Genomic DNA, 15,074 nt, shown 5'->3' with positions numbered 1-15,074 from the left:
CTCACCTAGAATAGAATTCTAACTACTCTTGCATATTTTTCTGTAACTCTACTACAACTGTACTTTTCAAGCAACCTTACCAGCATCTTATCTCTTTTTCTTGGCATACTCAAAGCTCTTTTTATGTTCTCAGCAACATCTCTTGCATCCATTTTTGTCCCAGTGCAGTATTCGGCAAATTCAAAATCTTTGCTGCTTAAAACACTTTCCGGTACGACAACTCTTAAGCCTGTAGCAAGATATTCATATATTTTTAACTGCCTAGGAACCTCACATAGCGTAACCCCTACATCACACAGTTTCATCACCTCAGCAACAACATCATTGGGCAGATATCCAAGGAAATAAACATTTTTCAGATTCAGTTCTTTTTTCAAATCATTTAGTTTATTTTCTAGTCTTCCACCACCGATCATGATCAGCTGAAAATCTGGTAAATATTTCATGGATTCAAGCAATATATCGAGGTTATAAACTTCACTGAAACCTCCAACATAGATTATCTTTGGTTGTTTCTGTTTGATTCCATTCCTTTCAAGCAATTTTCTGGCATGATCTTCTAAATGTCCAGAATACAGGAATTTATCTAAATCGATGCACAAGTTGGTTTTAAACACCATAACTCTGTCTCTTGACAGCTTAACAAACATTCTCTGTGGTGTAACGATAACTGCATCAGCAATTTTTAAAGACAATTCTTCGAGCAAAACAATAGCAAGCACAATAGGGTAAAGTCCAGGATTTTTTGTGAATAGGAGTTCATATTCATCTACGAAATCTGTGATAAAGGGAATTTTCTTGATAATTTTTACCAAGCCGCCCAGTACAAGCCCAAGATGTGTTGTACCAATTACTAAATCGTAATCTGAACTTAAAATTTCAAGAAGAATTTTGAAAAATCTGAAACCCGAACATTCTACCATATCTAATTCAATATTTTTATCTCTCAACCGTTCTGCAATCAATTTTCTGCCAATGCTTATCTGTCCTTTGGCTGGTTTTAGCCATACAATTTTCATCTTTCTGTTCTCCTTAATTTCACTATCATTATTTGTATAACTAATAATTTTCACCTCAGATCAGTCGTCAAGTTTAATTTGAATTCAAAAGACCCCATATATAACCAACCCCTACAAAGAAAGTAAATATCAGGATCATAAGAATCTTAACTGCATCTTCACCTGAACCTTTTAACATATCCACGAACCTCACAACCAACCTATCTTTCATCAGAAATTTTATAAATGTCATTTCCTCTCCAATTTCTCCCGCCATTCTCTTCATTACCGCTTTGGAATACCCCTGCCAAAAAGCTCTCCTGAGCAAGAACTTCTTTTCCAATCTTCTCGAGAATATTTTGTGATAAACTATCGCATCCGGGTTATACATAACTCCTTTACCATACCTCTGCCGCATCCTCTCACAAAACTCCGTTTCACCACCCTGCAGCATCCTGTTACCCTTTATCCCACCCATACTGGGATTGAAACCCCCTAATTCAAGAAAGATATCTCTGCGAAAGCTTATGTTTGAGCCAAAGGTGTTTCTAACCTCCGCTATTTTGTCCGGGAACCCCAGATGAGTGGCTCCAATCATCCAGTAAAACTCCTCAGGAAACCACTTTGGTTCTTTAGTAATCCATAATGGCACCAGCTTCCCACCCGCAGCTATGGCATCGAGCTCATACGTCTTAACCAGTTCTTCAATCCACTTCCTATCCGCAACAGCATCATCATCGATGAAAGCTATAATGTCTCCTTCTGCCAGTTTTGCCCCTCTGTTTCTGCTCAAAAGCAACCCTAGGTTTTTCTCGTTCAGATGTATTTCAATATCTGGAATCTCTTCCTTGATCATTTTGTAGTAGTTCTCATCTCCATCAACAATACAGATAATCTCCAGGTCATCGTAACTCTGATTCTGAAGGCTATCAATGCATTCTTTAAAGTGATTAAACATGTTAGGGTGGTATGTTGCCACGATCACGCTAACTTTCACAGTGGGATTTAACCTGTTTTGACTATATAAAGCGATCTCTTGATGTAGCTAGAGTACCTAGCTACTATGAACTTCTCGAACTCTAAAATTTATAATGTATTCAGCAATAGATCTTGACCGTACAAACTGCCAAAGTTATAGTTTAGTCGCAAAACTAGATCTAATCTAAACTAGAAATTTAAATGCAGCAATTAGCCCCATAAATGATAGCAAAAAATACCCCTAGAAAATCAGCATATAAAAAGAATATTTAAGGATGCTAACGGAAATGCTTGGCTTGGAGCAGCACGAATTTCTCAGGATGGGCAAACCCTATGCCTATTTCCACAATATGCAATACCTTCAGAAAATCAAAATCCCTCCTATGAGTCGAAAGGCATGAGAGGGCAGTTTACGGGTAGATTTTGTGAAAGAGTTCAGGAGGTTTGAGGATGAAGAGGCTACTTTTGATGTTTAGCCTGCTTATTTTAGTCTTGGTTGTAAATGCTGAAAATGTGACGGACACTGAGATGCTAAATCTGACGCTAAATCAGACCGCTTTGAACGGGACCTTAAATCAGACTCAGGTGAATCCGACAGTAAATGCTACCCCCCAACACCAACTATAATGCCAACTCCCGCTCCAACACAGACGCCTTCAGCAACACGATAAACCATTTTGCTCCAGATTGGGTAAAAGATCTTGTAGAGATTTGTGAGGGAGAACTCCACTGTTTCGGAGAGGAAATAGAAGACGTCTACATTTGAAAACGAAGAGATGAAAGTATTTAGACCAGTATGGAAGGAGAATGATAGCTATGCCTGACCCATTCAGCGTGGCTTTCCTAACTGTCAAGGTTGTCGGACTTGTTTTGTCATTGCTCGTAGCAGGCTACCTGATCTTTGATAACCTAATTCTAAAACCTAGGCAAGAGAACCATAATCAAGCTTATAATCGATGGCAGAGTCCGAGAGATCGTTGGCCTGATAAAGAGCAATGGTTACAAAGTGGTTAAGTGAAGTGAATGACATAAAATCTTCATGGCGACGAATCCCAATCTCCACGACAGAATCTCCCGACTTTAATAGTGGTGAGTTTCAAATTAAGGTATCGGAAAGGATGTTATATCTAAAACGCTCTCCTCAACCGTTACAAAACTTGACTCGGAGAATTCCTGTTGTTGTATGGTTAGATTGATGTCGTGAAAATCTTCAAGTATTTTGTCTATGACATCGCTGTATATGCCATCTCTCGACGTTAAGAATATTGTAACATCCGGTAAATCCTCATAAAATTCTCTTATTTTCCTTAAAACTTGTACTCCCTCTAAAGCTATTAATATGTCGAAACCACATAAAATTATAATACAATCTTCTGTCAGATTTGCTAGAGTAGATTGTAACGTACTGAAAATGGTATCAATATTTTCAGTTTCAGATATTATTTCATAGAGTCTGCCAAATGGAACAAAATCAGTTTTACCGATTTTAATCACTTTAATACTATCGTATAATTTACCGTCAATCCCGGCCAATCTTGTTAGTCTATATAATTTTTTACACTTGAGTTCAGTGTAAATAACATAGTAAACTGCTTTTTTGGGTAAATAATACGGCAGAATTTTGTGAAATAGCAATTTTCCAAGAGCAGAAGATGAACGGTATTTTATTCTCGTTTTCAACCCCTCAAACTTTGAAATTATACTTTCAAAGTCTTCTTCTTTCATGTTTTTAATTGTAGTATTTGAGTCTTCTTCTTTCATATTTTTTAAGTATAATATTTGATATTAAAAGTTTTTTGTGTCCTTACAAGAGAAGAACAATAGCAACCAAAATAATAGCCAGTTTGCCAGCAGGACTAAAGAAATACTACAAAGAGTTTTAGATGAAAAGGACCTAACGATGGGGTGAAAAAGAAGAAGAACGCATTTGTCCAGTTTGGGGAAATAATCCAGAGAAAACCCAACGAAGGTATGGTTCTCGACAGCATAACGGCGTGGTTGCTTCGCAGGGACCGAAGTTGAGACATTGCCATTTTCTCAAGCGTTGTTGTCCAGAAACTTACCGTGCACCCCCCATATGCTAAACACTACAAACAATATTACTACAGGAACAAAGGGAATGTAAAACCAAAGATACCCATACAAGTTTCCAGTCCAAGCTCCGCTAGCTATTGTTCCATAGGTGAAAACTATTGCTGCATACATCGAGATCGTTAGTGTGAGAGTTCCAAGCCACATGGACCATCTGGCTTTTTTAAAATACCCATAAACAAACACAAGAGTCAAAACAGCATTGATTAAGTCGGTAGCAGCCATACCTGTGAAAAAGTGAACTATCTGTGGAGACCAGTCATCAGGCGGAGGCGGAGGAAATGATATGTCCGGGATTAGAAAATAGAGTAAATTGACAATAACATGACTTGCTTGATATATACCATACCAGACAACTAAGAACTTCATCCAAAGGCTGTTTGGATTGGGTACTATTCCACGTTTATTCATACTTGTTCCTCTCTTCAATATTACTAAGATAATTAACATTACCAGTTTTTTTCAAACTTTAAATTTTGTGACACATTTCTTTTTGTATGTATAGGGTGCTGGCAGATGGTCGAGGATGAATTCCAGCTTGTGATTCAAGCTGTGCAGGACCTCATCAAAAGTAAAAGAGACCATAGAGGAAGGGGCAGAAAGTCACATGATCCGGTGCTGCTCACAGCAATCACATACATAATGATCCGCAATGGGTGGAGCCTTCGCGATGCTGAGCGCTGGTGCGAGGAGAACATGCACCTGCTGGAACAGCTCGGCTACGACAAACCCAACCCGCCTATCTAGGCTGGCGTTCAAGAGAATTCTCGATTCAATGGACCCAAAGCTGATACAGAGGATTACGGCGAAGATAAAGCACCTCAAAGGAGAAGTTAAGACACTGTGATTTTAAGGATAATCTTTTATAATTTTCCTAGACAAAAGTATATTTAAAATATTCGAGTATTGTGAAAGTTAAACGCAAATTTTCACCTTTACCTTTTTCTCTCAAAGACAGAATAGCCTGATGGTGTTTGATAAAGCATAATAAAGTGTTTTGAGGGGTTTTGAAGAAAAAAGGGTGTTTTTAACTCTCGGGTTTGAAAGTGTGTTTATAATCTTTAAAGTCTAGGTATCCTTGGAGGTGAACGTGTATGCGCACGAAAGTCGTGAGTGTGTTGATAGTGGTGCTGCTGATAGCGAACATTACAGCGGCACAGGCCTCACCACCTGAAGTTGTTGAGGATGCTAAAAACGCCGCAAAGGACTTCGATGTTGCCAAGTTGATGGGTGGTGAGTTAAGTAAGTTAAAGAATGTTGAGAGAATCCTGCAAAAAGCCGAACAGAGACACGCAAAACTTGAAGAGAGAGTGGCGACTCTCGAGCGCAAGGGAGTTGACGTAACAGAACTCAAAGAATTGCTCAAGGAGCACAAGGAAAAGATAGACCTTGCAAGAGCAAAGATACTGGAAGCAAAGAGGAAGTTCAAATCTGGCGAAATCGAGGCAGGTCTGGAGCTGATAAAGGAAGCTAAGGACCTCATGGATGATGGCTATGAGCTTGCTACCGAGATAACTGCACTCTGTGCAAAGACAGCTGAAAGACACAGAGAGGAACACAGAGGTGAAATGCAGGAAAGAGAGGTGATAAAGGAAGGAGAGCACAGATTCGGAAATAAGACAGAACATGAGGAAGAAAAGGTTAGGGGGCACGAGAGATTTGGCAAGCCTGAGGAAGTAGGAGCTGGCATGGGTGTCCCTGGAATGAAGATGAGCAAGGAACCCCTAAAAAAGATAAGAGGTAAAGAAATCCATAAGATATATGAAAAAGAGTTCATGAAAGCAAAGGAGAGATTCGAGAAGGCAAGAGAGGAGTTTAAGAGAGCAAAGAAGGTGGGCATCAAAGACGAACACGGACTCAGGATGGCCAAGGGCTACATGGTGGCTGGATTCGACCTTGCAGAGAGGTGGCTTGAGAGACTGAGAGTACATGTCATAAACATGGCTGAAAAGGAACAGATCACCGAGGAAACCAAGCTGAGACTGCTTGCTAAGATCGACGAGAAGCTTGCAGAAATTGAAGAGCTGAAGAGCCAGATTAATGAGACATCTTCACCCGAAGAGCTGAGGGAAGTTGTCAAGGAGATCAGGAAGGAATGGAGAGAGATCAGAAAGGAGATGGATGGTCTCGCTGGCTTTGTTGCAGTTGCTAAGGTAGAGAATCTTGTTGAGAGGTCTAAGCAGGTGGGGCTGAAGCTTGGGGCGAAGATTGAGGAACTCGAGGCTGCTGGAGTTGACACAACTGAGCTTGAGGTAACACTCGAGGACTTCTCGGCAAAGATTGACAAAGCAGAGGAGTTGGTTGGCAAAGCGGAAGATATGTTTGAAGAAGGTAAGGTTGCTGAGGGACACAAAACACTCCGAGAGGCTATAATGACCCTTAAGGATGCCTTCAAGAATGTTAAAGAAATCGTTGCCGAGCTGAAGGAGCAGCACAGGCACAGAATCCAAGAAGGTAAGATCTTCTCCGGCAACGAGACTGGAGAGGCTTGGGTAACCGGAAACGGTACTGCTGAGTTCACAGGAACGGGTGTTGTGGTGGTCAGAGGAAACGGAACACTTGAAGTTTCACCAGAAGATGCAATCGTGACGCTGGTCGGCTTTGGCGTGAAGAGCGTCGAGGGCAATGTATCAGCGATTAGCGGAGAGGGCAAGGCAGTAATCAGAGGGGAAAACATCACGGTCAGGGTGGAAGGAGAAGACATCAAGCTCATAGTGAAGGGCTACGGCACACTCAAGCTCGAGGGCGAGGGTAAGTACAGGGTGAAGAAGAACCCGCAGGAAGCAATGAGCGAGGAAATTGAGTACGAGGGAGAAGTAACGATTGAGTTCGGCGGTAGGTAGTGATGAAAAGGATTGCAGCATTACTTTTTGCAAAACGTCGCTAAGAAAGGGTGGAATAGATCTTCCACCCCGTATTGGAGAGGGAGGGATTTGTACCTAAGTTATTAGAGCCACGGCCGGGAATTGAACCCGGGACCTCGTGCTTACCAAGCACGCGCTCTGCCTGCTGAGCTACCGTGGCGTTATCAGCTTTTCTTTTTTAAACTTCTGATTAAAATACTTTCGATTGAAAACGTGTTGTGGGGAGACAACCTTACCAAAAAGTTTATATATAACGTACACTAACATATTGTTAGTTAATAGAAGTTAATAACAGGGGGTGGTAGAAATGAGGAGGTTTATGGACCCATTTGAGGAGTTGAGGAGGATGCAGGAGAGGATTGGAAGGCTGTTCGAGGAGTTCGAGCCGAGGTACGCAGCATACACTATACCGGTGGATGTTATAGACGAGGATGACAGGATCAGAGTTGTTGCAGAACTTCCAGGATTCGACAAGAAAGACATAGAGGTCTATGTCGAGGATAGTGACTTGGTTATCAGGGCTGAGAGGAAGGAAGAGGAAGAAGAGGTCAGAAAGAACTACATAAGGAAAGAAAGGAGGTACGGAGAGACTTACAGGAGGATAGCAATACCGATGGAGGTCGAGGTTGACAAAATAACGGCCAAGTACAACAACGGAATTCTAGAGGTTATCCTGCCAAAATCAGAAAAAGAGAGGAAGGTTATAAAGATAGACTGATACTTACTCAGCTGAAGTTATCCTCTTTCTATATTCCTCATATCTTTTCATAGCCTCTTTTGCTTTTTCGTCTATCCCAAGTTTCTCGTAAGCCTCTGCAACATGCTTCCACCATGCATCGTCCTGTTCAGCTTCTTTCAAAGCGTAGTTGAGGAAGTTCTCCCAAGCCTTTCTGCTCTCCTCTTCCATACCAAGTTTCTTGCATATGTTAGCCACATCTTCCCAGAAAACCCCTTCTTCCTCTGCCTCCTTCTTATAGTACTCAAGCGCCATTTTCCAGGCCTCTCTCGCTTTTTCCTTGTTTTTAACTTCCTCCCACAGCTTGGCAACATCTTCCCAGTACCAGGGCTCCTCTTCAGCATACTTCTCCAGACACTTTCCGGCTCTTTCGAGGTTTCCAGCCTTCTTCCAGAACTCGTAAGCCTCTTTTAGATAATACGAGTCTTTCTTGGTTTCAGCCAGTCGCTCGTATATCTCAGCACATTTCTCGTACTGATCTGCTTTCTCATAGCACCAAGCAGCAGATTCCTCCATACCAGCTTTCAAATAATTCTCTGCAGCCTTTTCATACTGACCTGCTTTTTCATACTTTCTGGCAGCAGCCCTGTAGTTTCCGGATCCTTCGAGTGAGCTTGCAGACCTTATTCTTTCTGAGAAGCTCAGATCCGGCTCGGATATCCACCATACTCCAGCGATTAACGCAAGAACATACAGGGCTGTTATGTATCCAACATGAATCGGATTGTTCCATACATAGCACTGATAAACAGCATAGCCAGATGTTAGCAGTCCGGCAAGGCTTATCAAAGCGTATTTAAATGATTTGGCGTAGATGAGTATGCCGAAAAACATCACAAAGAGCAGAAACAGCCCGAGATATGTCAGTCCAAGGATGAGTCTCAAAAGGAACTCGAAACCGAAATAGTACCATATTCCGGCAGCCAAGCACAGCACTGCCACCACGAATCCTGCAATTAACGCTGTTAGCCTGTCCATGTGATCACCTCAAGAATGATAAAATTTTAAGAATAAAATATTTTCCGTTATTTTTGGTAACGATCTAAAAACGATTAAAAACACAAGAGTTATATCATCCGTCCCATATTAGCAAACATGCTCAGCAATATCAGGGTTCTTGAGGTTGCCTATTTCTACCCCGGGCCCTTCTGCACCCAGATACTTGCCGAACACGGGGCAGAGGTTATCAAGATTGAGCCACCCACGGGAGATCCAATGAGATACGACAGAACGCTATTCTCAGCTTTCAACAGAAACAAGAAGAGCATTGTTCTCAACCTGAAGGATGAAGGAGATCTGAAAAAATTTTACGAGCTTGTAAAGAAATCGGATGTAATAGTTGAGGGTTTTCGACCGGGTGTTGCGAAAAGACTTGGGATCGACTACGATACAGTCAGGAAATATAATAAGGGAATAATATACTGCTCGATTTCCGGCTTCGGGCAGGATTCAGAGCTTCTGGATATACCCGTTCACGACATAAATGTTCTCTCATTCTCCGGGATATGTAGAATAAGCGGGATCAAAGATAATGTGCCGAGAGACCCGAATGTACAGATATCGGACTTCTCTTCAGCAGTCTTCGCTGTAATATCCATTTTAATGGCGTTGATAAAGAGGATGAAAACAGGAGAGGGAGAATACATCGATGTGAGCATGATGGACTCTGCTGCTGCATCGATTCCCCTTCATTCTGCAAGCTACATGAATGGAAGCAGCGATCGCATGGATTTCAAATCGAATCCAGGATATGAGATCTACAAAACCAGAGATGGTCACATTTCCCTCGGAATAATGGATGAACCTCATTTCTGGAGGAATCTGTGCAGAGTTCTTGAGATCGAAGAATACGCAGATATCAGCTATGCTGAGAGGCTCGAGAGATATGACGAGATCAGATCGAGGATTTCTGAGATTATCATGAAATTCAAAACCAGCGAGATCTCTGATATTCTAAGAAGGAACAACATACCTTTTGGCGTAGTAAACCACTTTACAGATGCTGTTGAGCTTCTGAAGAAGAGAGGCATCCTCGCAAAAACTGAAAACGGAATATTTGTCGGATTTCCAGCAAAATACAAGTATTACACTCCTAAGAGAGACGGAAAGGTTCCGGATCTTGGAGGAGATGAGGTATAATGGATGTCGTTTACGGTGGTGGCAGATACGGCAGCGATGCAGTGGAGTACCTCATATCTGAGAAAAAACAGTTCATAGTTATCGATGAGAATCCAAACTGTCTTGCAAATACCAAGTTCAAGTTAGAACAGGGTAGATTCGTTCAGGGAGGGATTAAAGAGCTCATGGATATCCTCGAGAGGTTCGAGGTTGAGAGGTTATTTCCAACAGCACCCATTCATCTTTCTGCAGCGATCCTAATGGAAAAGCTCGAATTGGAGGTCTGGTTCGAGGGCATAAACCGTGTACTGTCTGGAATACCAGCCAAGATAATCGTAAGCTCCGGAAAGGGGAGCGTTGTTGTGTCATACAACAGAGACAAGCTGTGCAAGAGGAACTGCGAATCTCCAGACATATGTCCTGTAACTGGGATTCTCAAGCCCTGTCCGATGTACAGATTGCTATCCTTCGCGATCGATGATGGGTTTGTTGTAAAAAGCCATCAGGTTAAGCCAGGTCTTGGGGCTTTGAATGGCAAAGAGATTCATGAGATGCTTGAATGGGCAGAAGATAGGGATGAGATTGTAGTTGCCACAGCTTGCAGATGTCATGGTGTTGTTACAGCTTTGAAGAAGTAACAAGCCAAAAGCGAAAACATTTAAAAAAACCCTAACAACTTCATGTTATGCTTTTCATAACATCCAATAAGGGTAAATTCGATGAGGCTTACGAGATAGGAAAAAAGTATGGCTTTGAGATAGAGTGGAGAAAGGAGAAGTACGAGGAATTTCAGGGAGATTCGCTCGAAGAGATCGCTTATAAGTCCGCTTTAGCCTTGGTAAATAAAATAAAGGAGCCTTTCTTCATAGAGGACAGCGGTCTCTTCATCAATGCTCTTAATGGATTTCCCGGGCCCTATTCATCTTATGTCTTCAAGACTATAGGAAACGATGGGATACTCAGGCTGATGGAAGGAGTTGAGAATAGAAAGGCCAAATTTATAGCAGTAATAGCGTACTTTGATGGCAGCAGGGTGAGGATATTCAACGGAGAGGTTGAAGGAGAAATCTCAAGAGAGAAAAGAGGAGACAAAGGATTCGGATACGATCCAGTTTTCCTGTATGGGGATAAAACCTTCGCAGAGTTGGGTGAGGAAAAGAACGAGGTTTCGCATAGAAGAAGAGCTCTGGAAAGATTTTTTGAGTCGATAATGGCTGATGGCTGATATGTGTAAGTAAAAAGATGAGGCTTGACGATTTGCTTGTAAAGAGGGGCTACTTCTCAACAAGGCAGAAAGCAAAGATCGCAATAAAGAATAAGCTTGTGTTCGTTAATGGGGCTTTAGCCGACAGGCCATCTATGGATGTTGAGCTTTCAGCAGATATAACAGTTATTGGTGAAGAGAAGCCAAAGGGATACTGGAAGCTGAAAAGACTGAACGAGAAATGGAATTTTATAAAGAGGGGAGATAGGGTTCTCGATCTCGGTTCGAGTGCTGGTGGGTTCATATCCTATGCCTCATCTTTTGCAGATCTGGTTGTGGGGATTGAATACAGCAGGGAGTTCGAAGAGGATTTGAAGAGAGTAGAACAGAAAAATGTCAGGATAATATTCGCTGATGTCTTTGAGGTCGACATCAGCAGCTTCGATTTTAAATTCGATGTTATACTCGATGATCTGACTCTGAAACCATCAGACTCATATAAAGCTCTAAAGAGGTTCATTCCGGTTTTAAAAGATAAAGGATTAGCCTTATTCGTTGCGAAAACAGGGATTGACAAGATGGTCCCGGAATTTGATCTTGAAATTGTTAAACACGAGAGTTCCGAGACGCTCAAAGAAGAGTACTTCCTTCTCCGGAAATGCTGACCATTTGCACAAAATTCGCATAGTTAAACTTTTAAGTAGATTTGAAATCTGCTTAGCATGGGTAGAGCATGGAAATTTGGTGATGATATCGATACAGACGTGATAATTCAGGGGAAGTACCTTGTTATTAACGATCCTGAAGAACTGGCAAAGCATGTTTTTGAGAACATAATGCCGGAGTTTGCAAAGAGCGTTAAAGCTGGAGATTTTGTTGTTGCCGGGGAGAACTTCGGTTGTGGGAGTAGCAGAGAGCATGCACCGCTCGCATTAAAGGCTACTGGCGTGAAGGCGATAATAGCCAAATCATTCGCAAGAATATTCTTCAGAAATGCCATAAATCTCGCCCTCATGGTTCTGGAGTGCAAAGACACAGACAGAATAGATGATGGGGATGAATTAGAGGTCGATTACAGAAAGGGGATCATAAAGAACCTGACAAAGGGAGAGGAATACTCAATAACACCCCTGCCTGAATTCGTTGAAAAGATAATGGAAATGGGTGGGCTTGTTGAATTCTCAAAGGAGATGTATAGAGGTGAAGCATGAAAAAAATAGCAGTGATCCCAGGAGATGGGATTGGCAAAGAGGTTATGTCTGCCTGCCTGAAGGTGCTTGAAGCATTTGACTTTCCATTTGAGTATGTTTTTGCCGAAGCTGGAGATGAGACCAAAGAGAAAACCGGAGAAGCCCTTCCTGATGAGACGCTTCAGATTTGTAAGGAGAGCTCCGCAGTTCTTTTCGGAGCTGCTGGAGAGACTGCAGCAGATGTTATTGTAAGGCTAAGACTTGAACTCGAAACTTTCGCAAATCTGAGGCCTGCCAAGTCGTACAAGGGAGTTAAGTGTCTCTTCGATAATGTTGACATAGTTGTTGTTAGAGAGAACACTGAATGCCTGTATAAAGGGCTCGAGTTTGAGGTCAAGAAAGGTGTTACCGAAGGTATAAGGATCATAACCGAGAAGGCATCGGAGAGAATAGCGAGATATGCCTTCGAGCTTGCGAGAAGAGATGGAAGAAAGAGGGTTACCGCCCTGCACAAAGCCAATGTTATGAAAAAGACCTGCGGACTTTTCAGGGATGTCTGCAGGAGGGTGGCCAGAGATTATGATGACATAGAGTTCAGCGATTACTACATAGATGCCGGCTGCATGTATCTCGTTCTCGATCCCTGGAGGTTTGATGTTATCGTAACCACCAACATGTTTGGTGACATCGTATCGGATCTAATAGCAGGGCTTGTTGGTGGTCTGGGTCTCGCTCCATCCGCAAATATTGGAGAGAAATACGCGATTTTTGAACCTGTTCACGGCTCAGCCCCTGACATAGCTGGAAAGGGTATAGCGAATCCTTCAGCGATGATCCTGTCATCAACGCTGATGCTGAGGCACTTCGGATACATAAGCGAGGCTGAGAGAATTGAGAAGGCTTTAGAAAAAACAATTGCAGAAGGGAAGACCACACCAGACCTTGGAGGGAACCTGAAGACGGACGAGATGGTCGAGGAAATAATTAAAAATATCGAAGAATGAAATTTAGCAAATTCACTTCAGTTATTTCAGCCCGACAAGCTCCTCAAGAGCAAACCTTGGATCCTTTGCCTTAACTATTCCGCTCGCAAGAAGCACACCTTCAGTACCGAGATCAAGTGCCGTGACATAGTCCTCATGCTTGCTTATGCCCGCTCCACATAGCACCTTCACATTGCTGTTCACTTTTTTAACCGCTTCAACTGAATTCCTTACGATCTCTGGGTCTGCCTTGGATACCGGAATCCCACTGCCTATTAACTCTGGTGGCTCGATTGCAACGAAATCCGGGCCTAACGCTGCTGCAGCAGCAGTTGTTGCCACATTGTTCGTGCAGACTATGGATGTCAATCCCAGATTTCTGAATTTCTCAATCACAAAGTCTATGTCGGCAAGCTTCAGTCTTCTTTCCGAGTGGTTGATCAGGCTGCCTTTCAGCCCGATATCCTTCAGCATCTCCGGAACTATCCTTCCTGTATGGCTTCCATACTCAATGGCATCGACATGCTGTGCGTAAACATCGACATCAACAGCTTTCATTATCTCGGACATGTCGAGAAAGTTCGGAGCTATGGCTATGTAGTCATCAACCTTGGAAGATATCTCCTCAACTATTTTCGCAAGCTCTAAAGCCTTTTTCCCGCTTCCCTCTTTGTAGGCCTTGAAGTTTATCACGATTATGCCCATAGCCTTCACCTGGCAATCTAAAAGTCCGTCATAACCCTGAACTGATCGGTATCGGGCTTCATGAAGTTCAGGAATCTCCTTACAGCACCCTCGATGTCCCTGGCTCTTGTTATGGATCTTCCAACCACAAGTATATCTGCTCCCTCACCTATCGCCTCACCAACATTCTCAGGCCTCAAACCACCAGCAACAGCAACAAGCACATCGAAGGAGTCCTTAATCTCTTTGACGAACTTCCAAGGCGGCTGCTCTTTATTCTCAACATCTATAGCTCTATGCAGCTCAACAACATCCGGGAGCATGCCTTCTTCCTTGAGTTTCTGAAGAACTTCTGCTGGCCTGCTGACATTCAACATATCAACCACTGAAAGAATTCCCGTCTTCCTTGCCTCCTTGATTGCCTTTGCAATCGTAGGTATTGGTGCCAATCCCGAAATAACTACCGCGTTTGCGGTGGCATTCACGGCCATTCTCGCCTCGAGGTTTCCTGTATCGAGTGTTTTGAGATCCAGAACAAAGAAGGCTTTGGGCTTCTCCTTCCTCAACTCGAGTATGATCTCTGTCCCGTACCTTTTAACAAGCGGTGTGCCTACTTCGAAGATTATGTGATCGCTGTCCGGGATGTTTCTGAGCACATGCCTAACCTCCTCGAGATCTGGTATGTCGATGGCTATCTGCAGGTACGGCGGATCCCAGAGCTTCGTCAGCCTTCTGCCATCAAACGGATGGGCACTTCTGTCCTTCTCATACAGCATCGTATCAACATCCGGGAAGTTCTGCATTGCTCTCTTGAGCGCGAGTTTTGTTGCTCCGTAGTTGTAGTAGAATATCTTATCTTTGTTCTTTGCTTTCGGATGGATAAAAACGCTGACTATGATCACATAATCCTCAGCCTTCTCTTTCGGGATTATTCCTTCTTCCACAGCATCAGCAATTGCTTTGGCAACCGCATACTGCGCTGGCCCGAAAATGAGTTCGGCCTGATCCATCTCCTTGACCGTGACCTTCGGTACTATAACCGCCGGAGGTTTGGTCATCAGGTTTGGCCTTATCACAGCCAGCAAGGGTGTGTGTCCCATGGAAAGCTGTGAAATGCTGTTCGCAAAAGCGATCCCTGCTGGTCCATCTCTTTCGCCAATTATCAGGTCTATGTGTGCCACTTCAAAGCCTTCACCTATCAAAGCCTCTCCAACTCTCATAACCATCA

16 protein-coding genes and 1 tRNA gene are annotated in these 15,074 nt (G+C 42.9%); 9 read left to right on the top strand and 8 right to left on the bottom strand.

The annotated features are described in order from the left end of the window. Positions 1-5 precede the first annotated feature (5 nt). The 4 genes from ASULF_RS05475 to ASULF_RS05455 all read right to left on the bottom strand — a co-directional run bounded on the left by ASULF_RS05475 (position 6) and on the right by ASULF_RS05455 (position 4,478). Entirely contained in the window at positions 6-1,019 is a 1,014-nt protein-coding gene (locus ASULF_RS05475) for a glycosyltransferase (RefSeq protein WP_048098133.1), read from the bottom strand. Positions 1,020-1,092: 73 nt separating this feature from the next. Beyond that, a complete protein-coding gene (locus ASULF_RS05470) occupies positions 1,093-1,995 on the bottom strand; it encodes a glycosyltransferase (RefSeq protein WP_048098132.1) in 903 nt (300 codons plus the stop codon). A 1,082-nt stretch (positions 1,996-3,077) separates the two neighbouring features. Beyond that, positions 3,078-3,737 (bottom strand): hypothetical protein, encoded by a 660-nt coding sequence (locus tag ASULF_RS05460; protein ID WP_015590699.1) that lies wholly within the window; start codon positions 3,735-3,737, stop codon positions 3,078-3,080. A gap of 276 nt (positions 3,738-4,013) precedes the next feature. Further along, the gene (locus ASULF_RS05455) at positions 4,014-4,478 is read right to left on the bottom strand and encodes a hypothetical protein (protein ID WP_144060479.1); all 465 of its coding nucleotides are present in this window, start codon (positions 4,476-4,478) and stop codon (positions 4,014-4,016) included. A 105-nt stretch (positions 4,479-4,583) separates the two neighbouring features. Here ASULF_RS05455 and ASULF_RS11685 point away from each other — a divergent pair, with 105 nt between their 5' ends. Both ASULF_RS11685 and ASULF_RS05445 read left to right on the top strand, forming a co-directional pair. Next, positions 4,584-4,814, top strand: coding sequence for a hypothetical protein (locus ASULF_RS11685; protein WP_015590697.1), 231 nt, complete (start codon positions 4,584-4,586; stop codon positions 4,812-4,814). Positions 4,815-5,161: 347 nt separating this feature from the next. Then, positions 5,162-6,910: a hypothetical protein gene (locus ASULF_RS05445; protein ID WP_015590696.1), complete on the top strand. Its 1,749-nt coding sequence runs from the start codon at positions 5,162-5,164 to the stop codon at positions 6,908-6,910. Between the two features lie 108 nt (positions 6,911-7,018). On the opposite strand, the gene ASULF_RS05440 is transcribed toward ASULF_RS05445, so the two are convergent. Next, positions 7,019-7,091: transfer RNA gene (locus ASULF_RS05440), tRNA-Thr, on the bottom strand. Positions 7,092-7,238: 147 nt separating this feature from the next. Between ASULF_RS05440 and ASULF_RS05435 the strand changes: the two genes are divergently transcribed. Then, positions 7,239-7,649 carry an Hsp20/alpha crystallin family protein gene (locus ASULF_RS05435; RefSeq protein ID WP_015590695.1) on the top strand — a complete coding sequence of 137 codons (411 nt, stop codon included), beginning with the start codon at positions 7,239-7,241 and terminating at the stop codon, positions 7,647-7,649. Between the two features lie 3 nt (positions 7,650-7,652). Here the strand turns inward: ASULF_RS05435 and ASULF_RS05430 are convergent, their stop codons facing one another. Further along, positions 7,653-8,645, bottom strand: coding sequence for a hypothetical protein (locus ASULF_RS05430; protein WP_015590694.1), 993 nt, complete (start codon positions 8,643-8,645; stop codon positions 7,653-7,655). Between the two features lie 117 nt (positions 8,646-8,762). On the opposite strand from ASULF_RS05430, the gene ASULF_RS05425 reads away from it, so the two are divergent. Genes ASULF_RS05425 through ASULF_RS05400 form a run of 6 tightly spaced genes read left to right on the top strand, consistent with a single transcriptional unit; the run spans position 8,763 to position 13,183 of the window. Then, entirely contained in the window at positions 8,763-9,806 is a 1,044-nt protein-coding gene (locus tag ASULF_RS05425; RefSeq protein ID WP_015590693.1) for a CaiB/BaiF CoA transferase family protein, read from the top strand. Continuing rightward, positions 9,806-10,423, top strand: coding sequence for a hypothetical protein (locus tag ASULF_RS05420; RefSeq protein ID WP_015590692.1), 618 nt, complete (start codon positions 9,806-9,808; stop codon positions 10,421-10,423). The genes ASULF_RS05425 and ASULF_RS05420 overlap by 1 nt, the downstream gene beginning before the upstream one ends. 47 nt (positions 10,424-10,470) lie before the next feature. Further along, positions 10,471-11,010 carry an XTP/dITP diphosphatase gene (locus ASULF_RS05415; protein WP_015590691.1) on the top strand — a complete coding sequence of 180 codons (540 nt, stop codon included), beginning with the start codon at positions 10,471-10,473 and terminating at the stop codon, positions 11,008-11,010. 17 nt (positions 11,011-11,027) lie between these two features. Continuing rightward, positions 11,028-11,654, top strand: coding sequence for an SAM-dependent methyltransferase (locus ASULF_RS05410; protein WP_015590690.1), 627 nt, complete (start codon positions 11,028-11,030; stop codon positions 11,652-11,654). 57 nt (positions 11,655-11,711) lie between these two features. Next, on the top strand, positions 11,712-12,200 hold the full coding sequence (locus ASULF_RS05405; protein WP_015590689.1) for a 3-isopropylmalate dehydratase small subunit: 489 nt from the start codon (positions 11,712-11,714) through the stop codon (positions 12,198-12,200). Next, positions 12,197-13,183 carry an isocitrate/isopropylmalate family dehydrogenase gene (locus tag ASULF_RS05400; protein WP_015590688.1) on the top strand — a complete coding sequence of 329 codons (987 nt, stop codon included), beginning with the start codon at positions 12,197-12,199 and terminating at the stop codon, positions 13,181-13,183. The genes ASULF_RS05405 and ASULF_RS05400 overlap by 4 nt, the downstream gene beginning before the upstream one ends. 21 nt (positions 13,184-13,204) lie before the next feature. Here the strand turns inward: ASULF_RS05400 and tpiA are convergent, their stop codons facing one another. Both tpiA and ASULF_RS05390 read right to left on the bottom strand, forming a co-directional pair. After that, positions 13,205-13,867, bottom strand: coding sequence for a triose-phosphate isomerase (gene tpiA, locus ASULF_RS05395; RefSeq protein WP_015590687.1), 663 nt, complete (start codon positions 13,865-13,867; stop codon positions 13,205-13,207). A 17-nt stretch (positions 13,868-13,884) separates the two neighbouring features. Next, positions 13,885-15,072, bottom strand: a complete 1,188-nt coding sequence (locus ASULF_RS05390) for a bifunctional 5,6,7,8-tetrahydromethanopterin hydro-lyase/3-hexulose-6-phosphate synthase (protein ID WP_048098128.1) — start codon at positions 15,070-15,072, stop codon at positions 13,885-13,887. Positions 15,073-15,074: the final 2 nt, after the last annotated feature.

Origin of the sequence: Archaeoglobus sulfaticallidus PM70-1, assembly GCF_000385565.1 — an archaeon.
GTDB classification, from domain to species: domain Archaea; phylum Halobacteriota; class Archaeoglobi; order Archaeoglobales; family Archaeoglobaceae; genus Archaeoglobus_A; species Archaeoglobus_A sulfaticallidus.
This window is presented reverse-complemented; position numbering and strand designations above follow the sequence as displayed.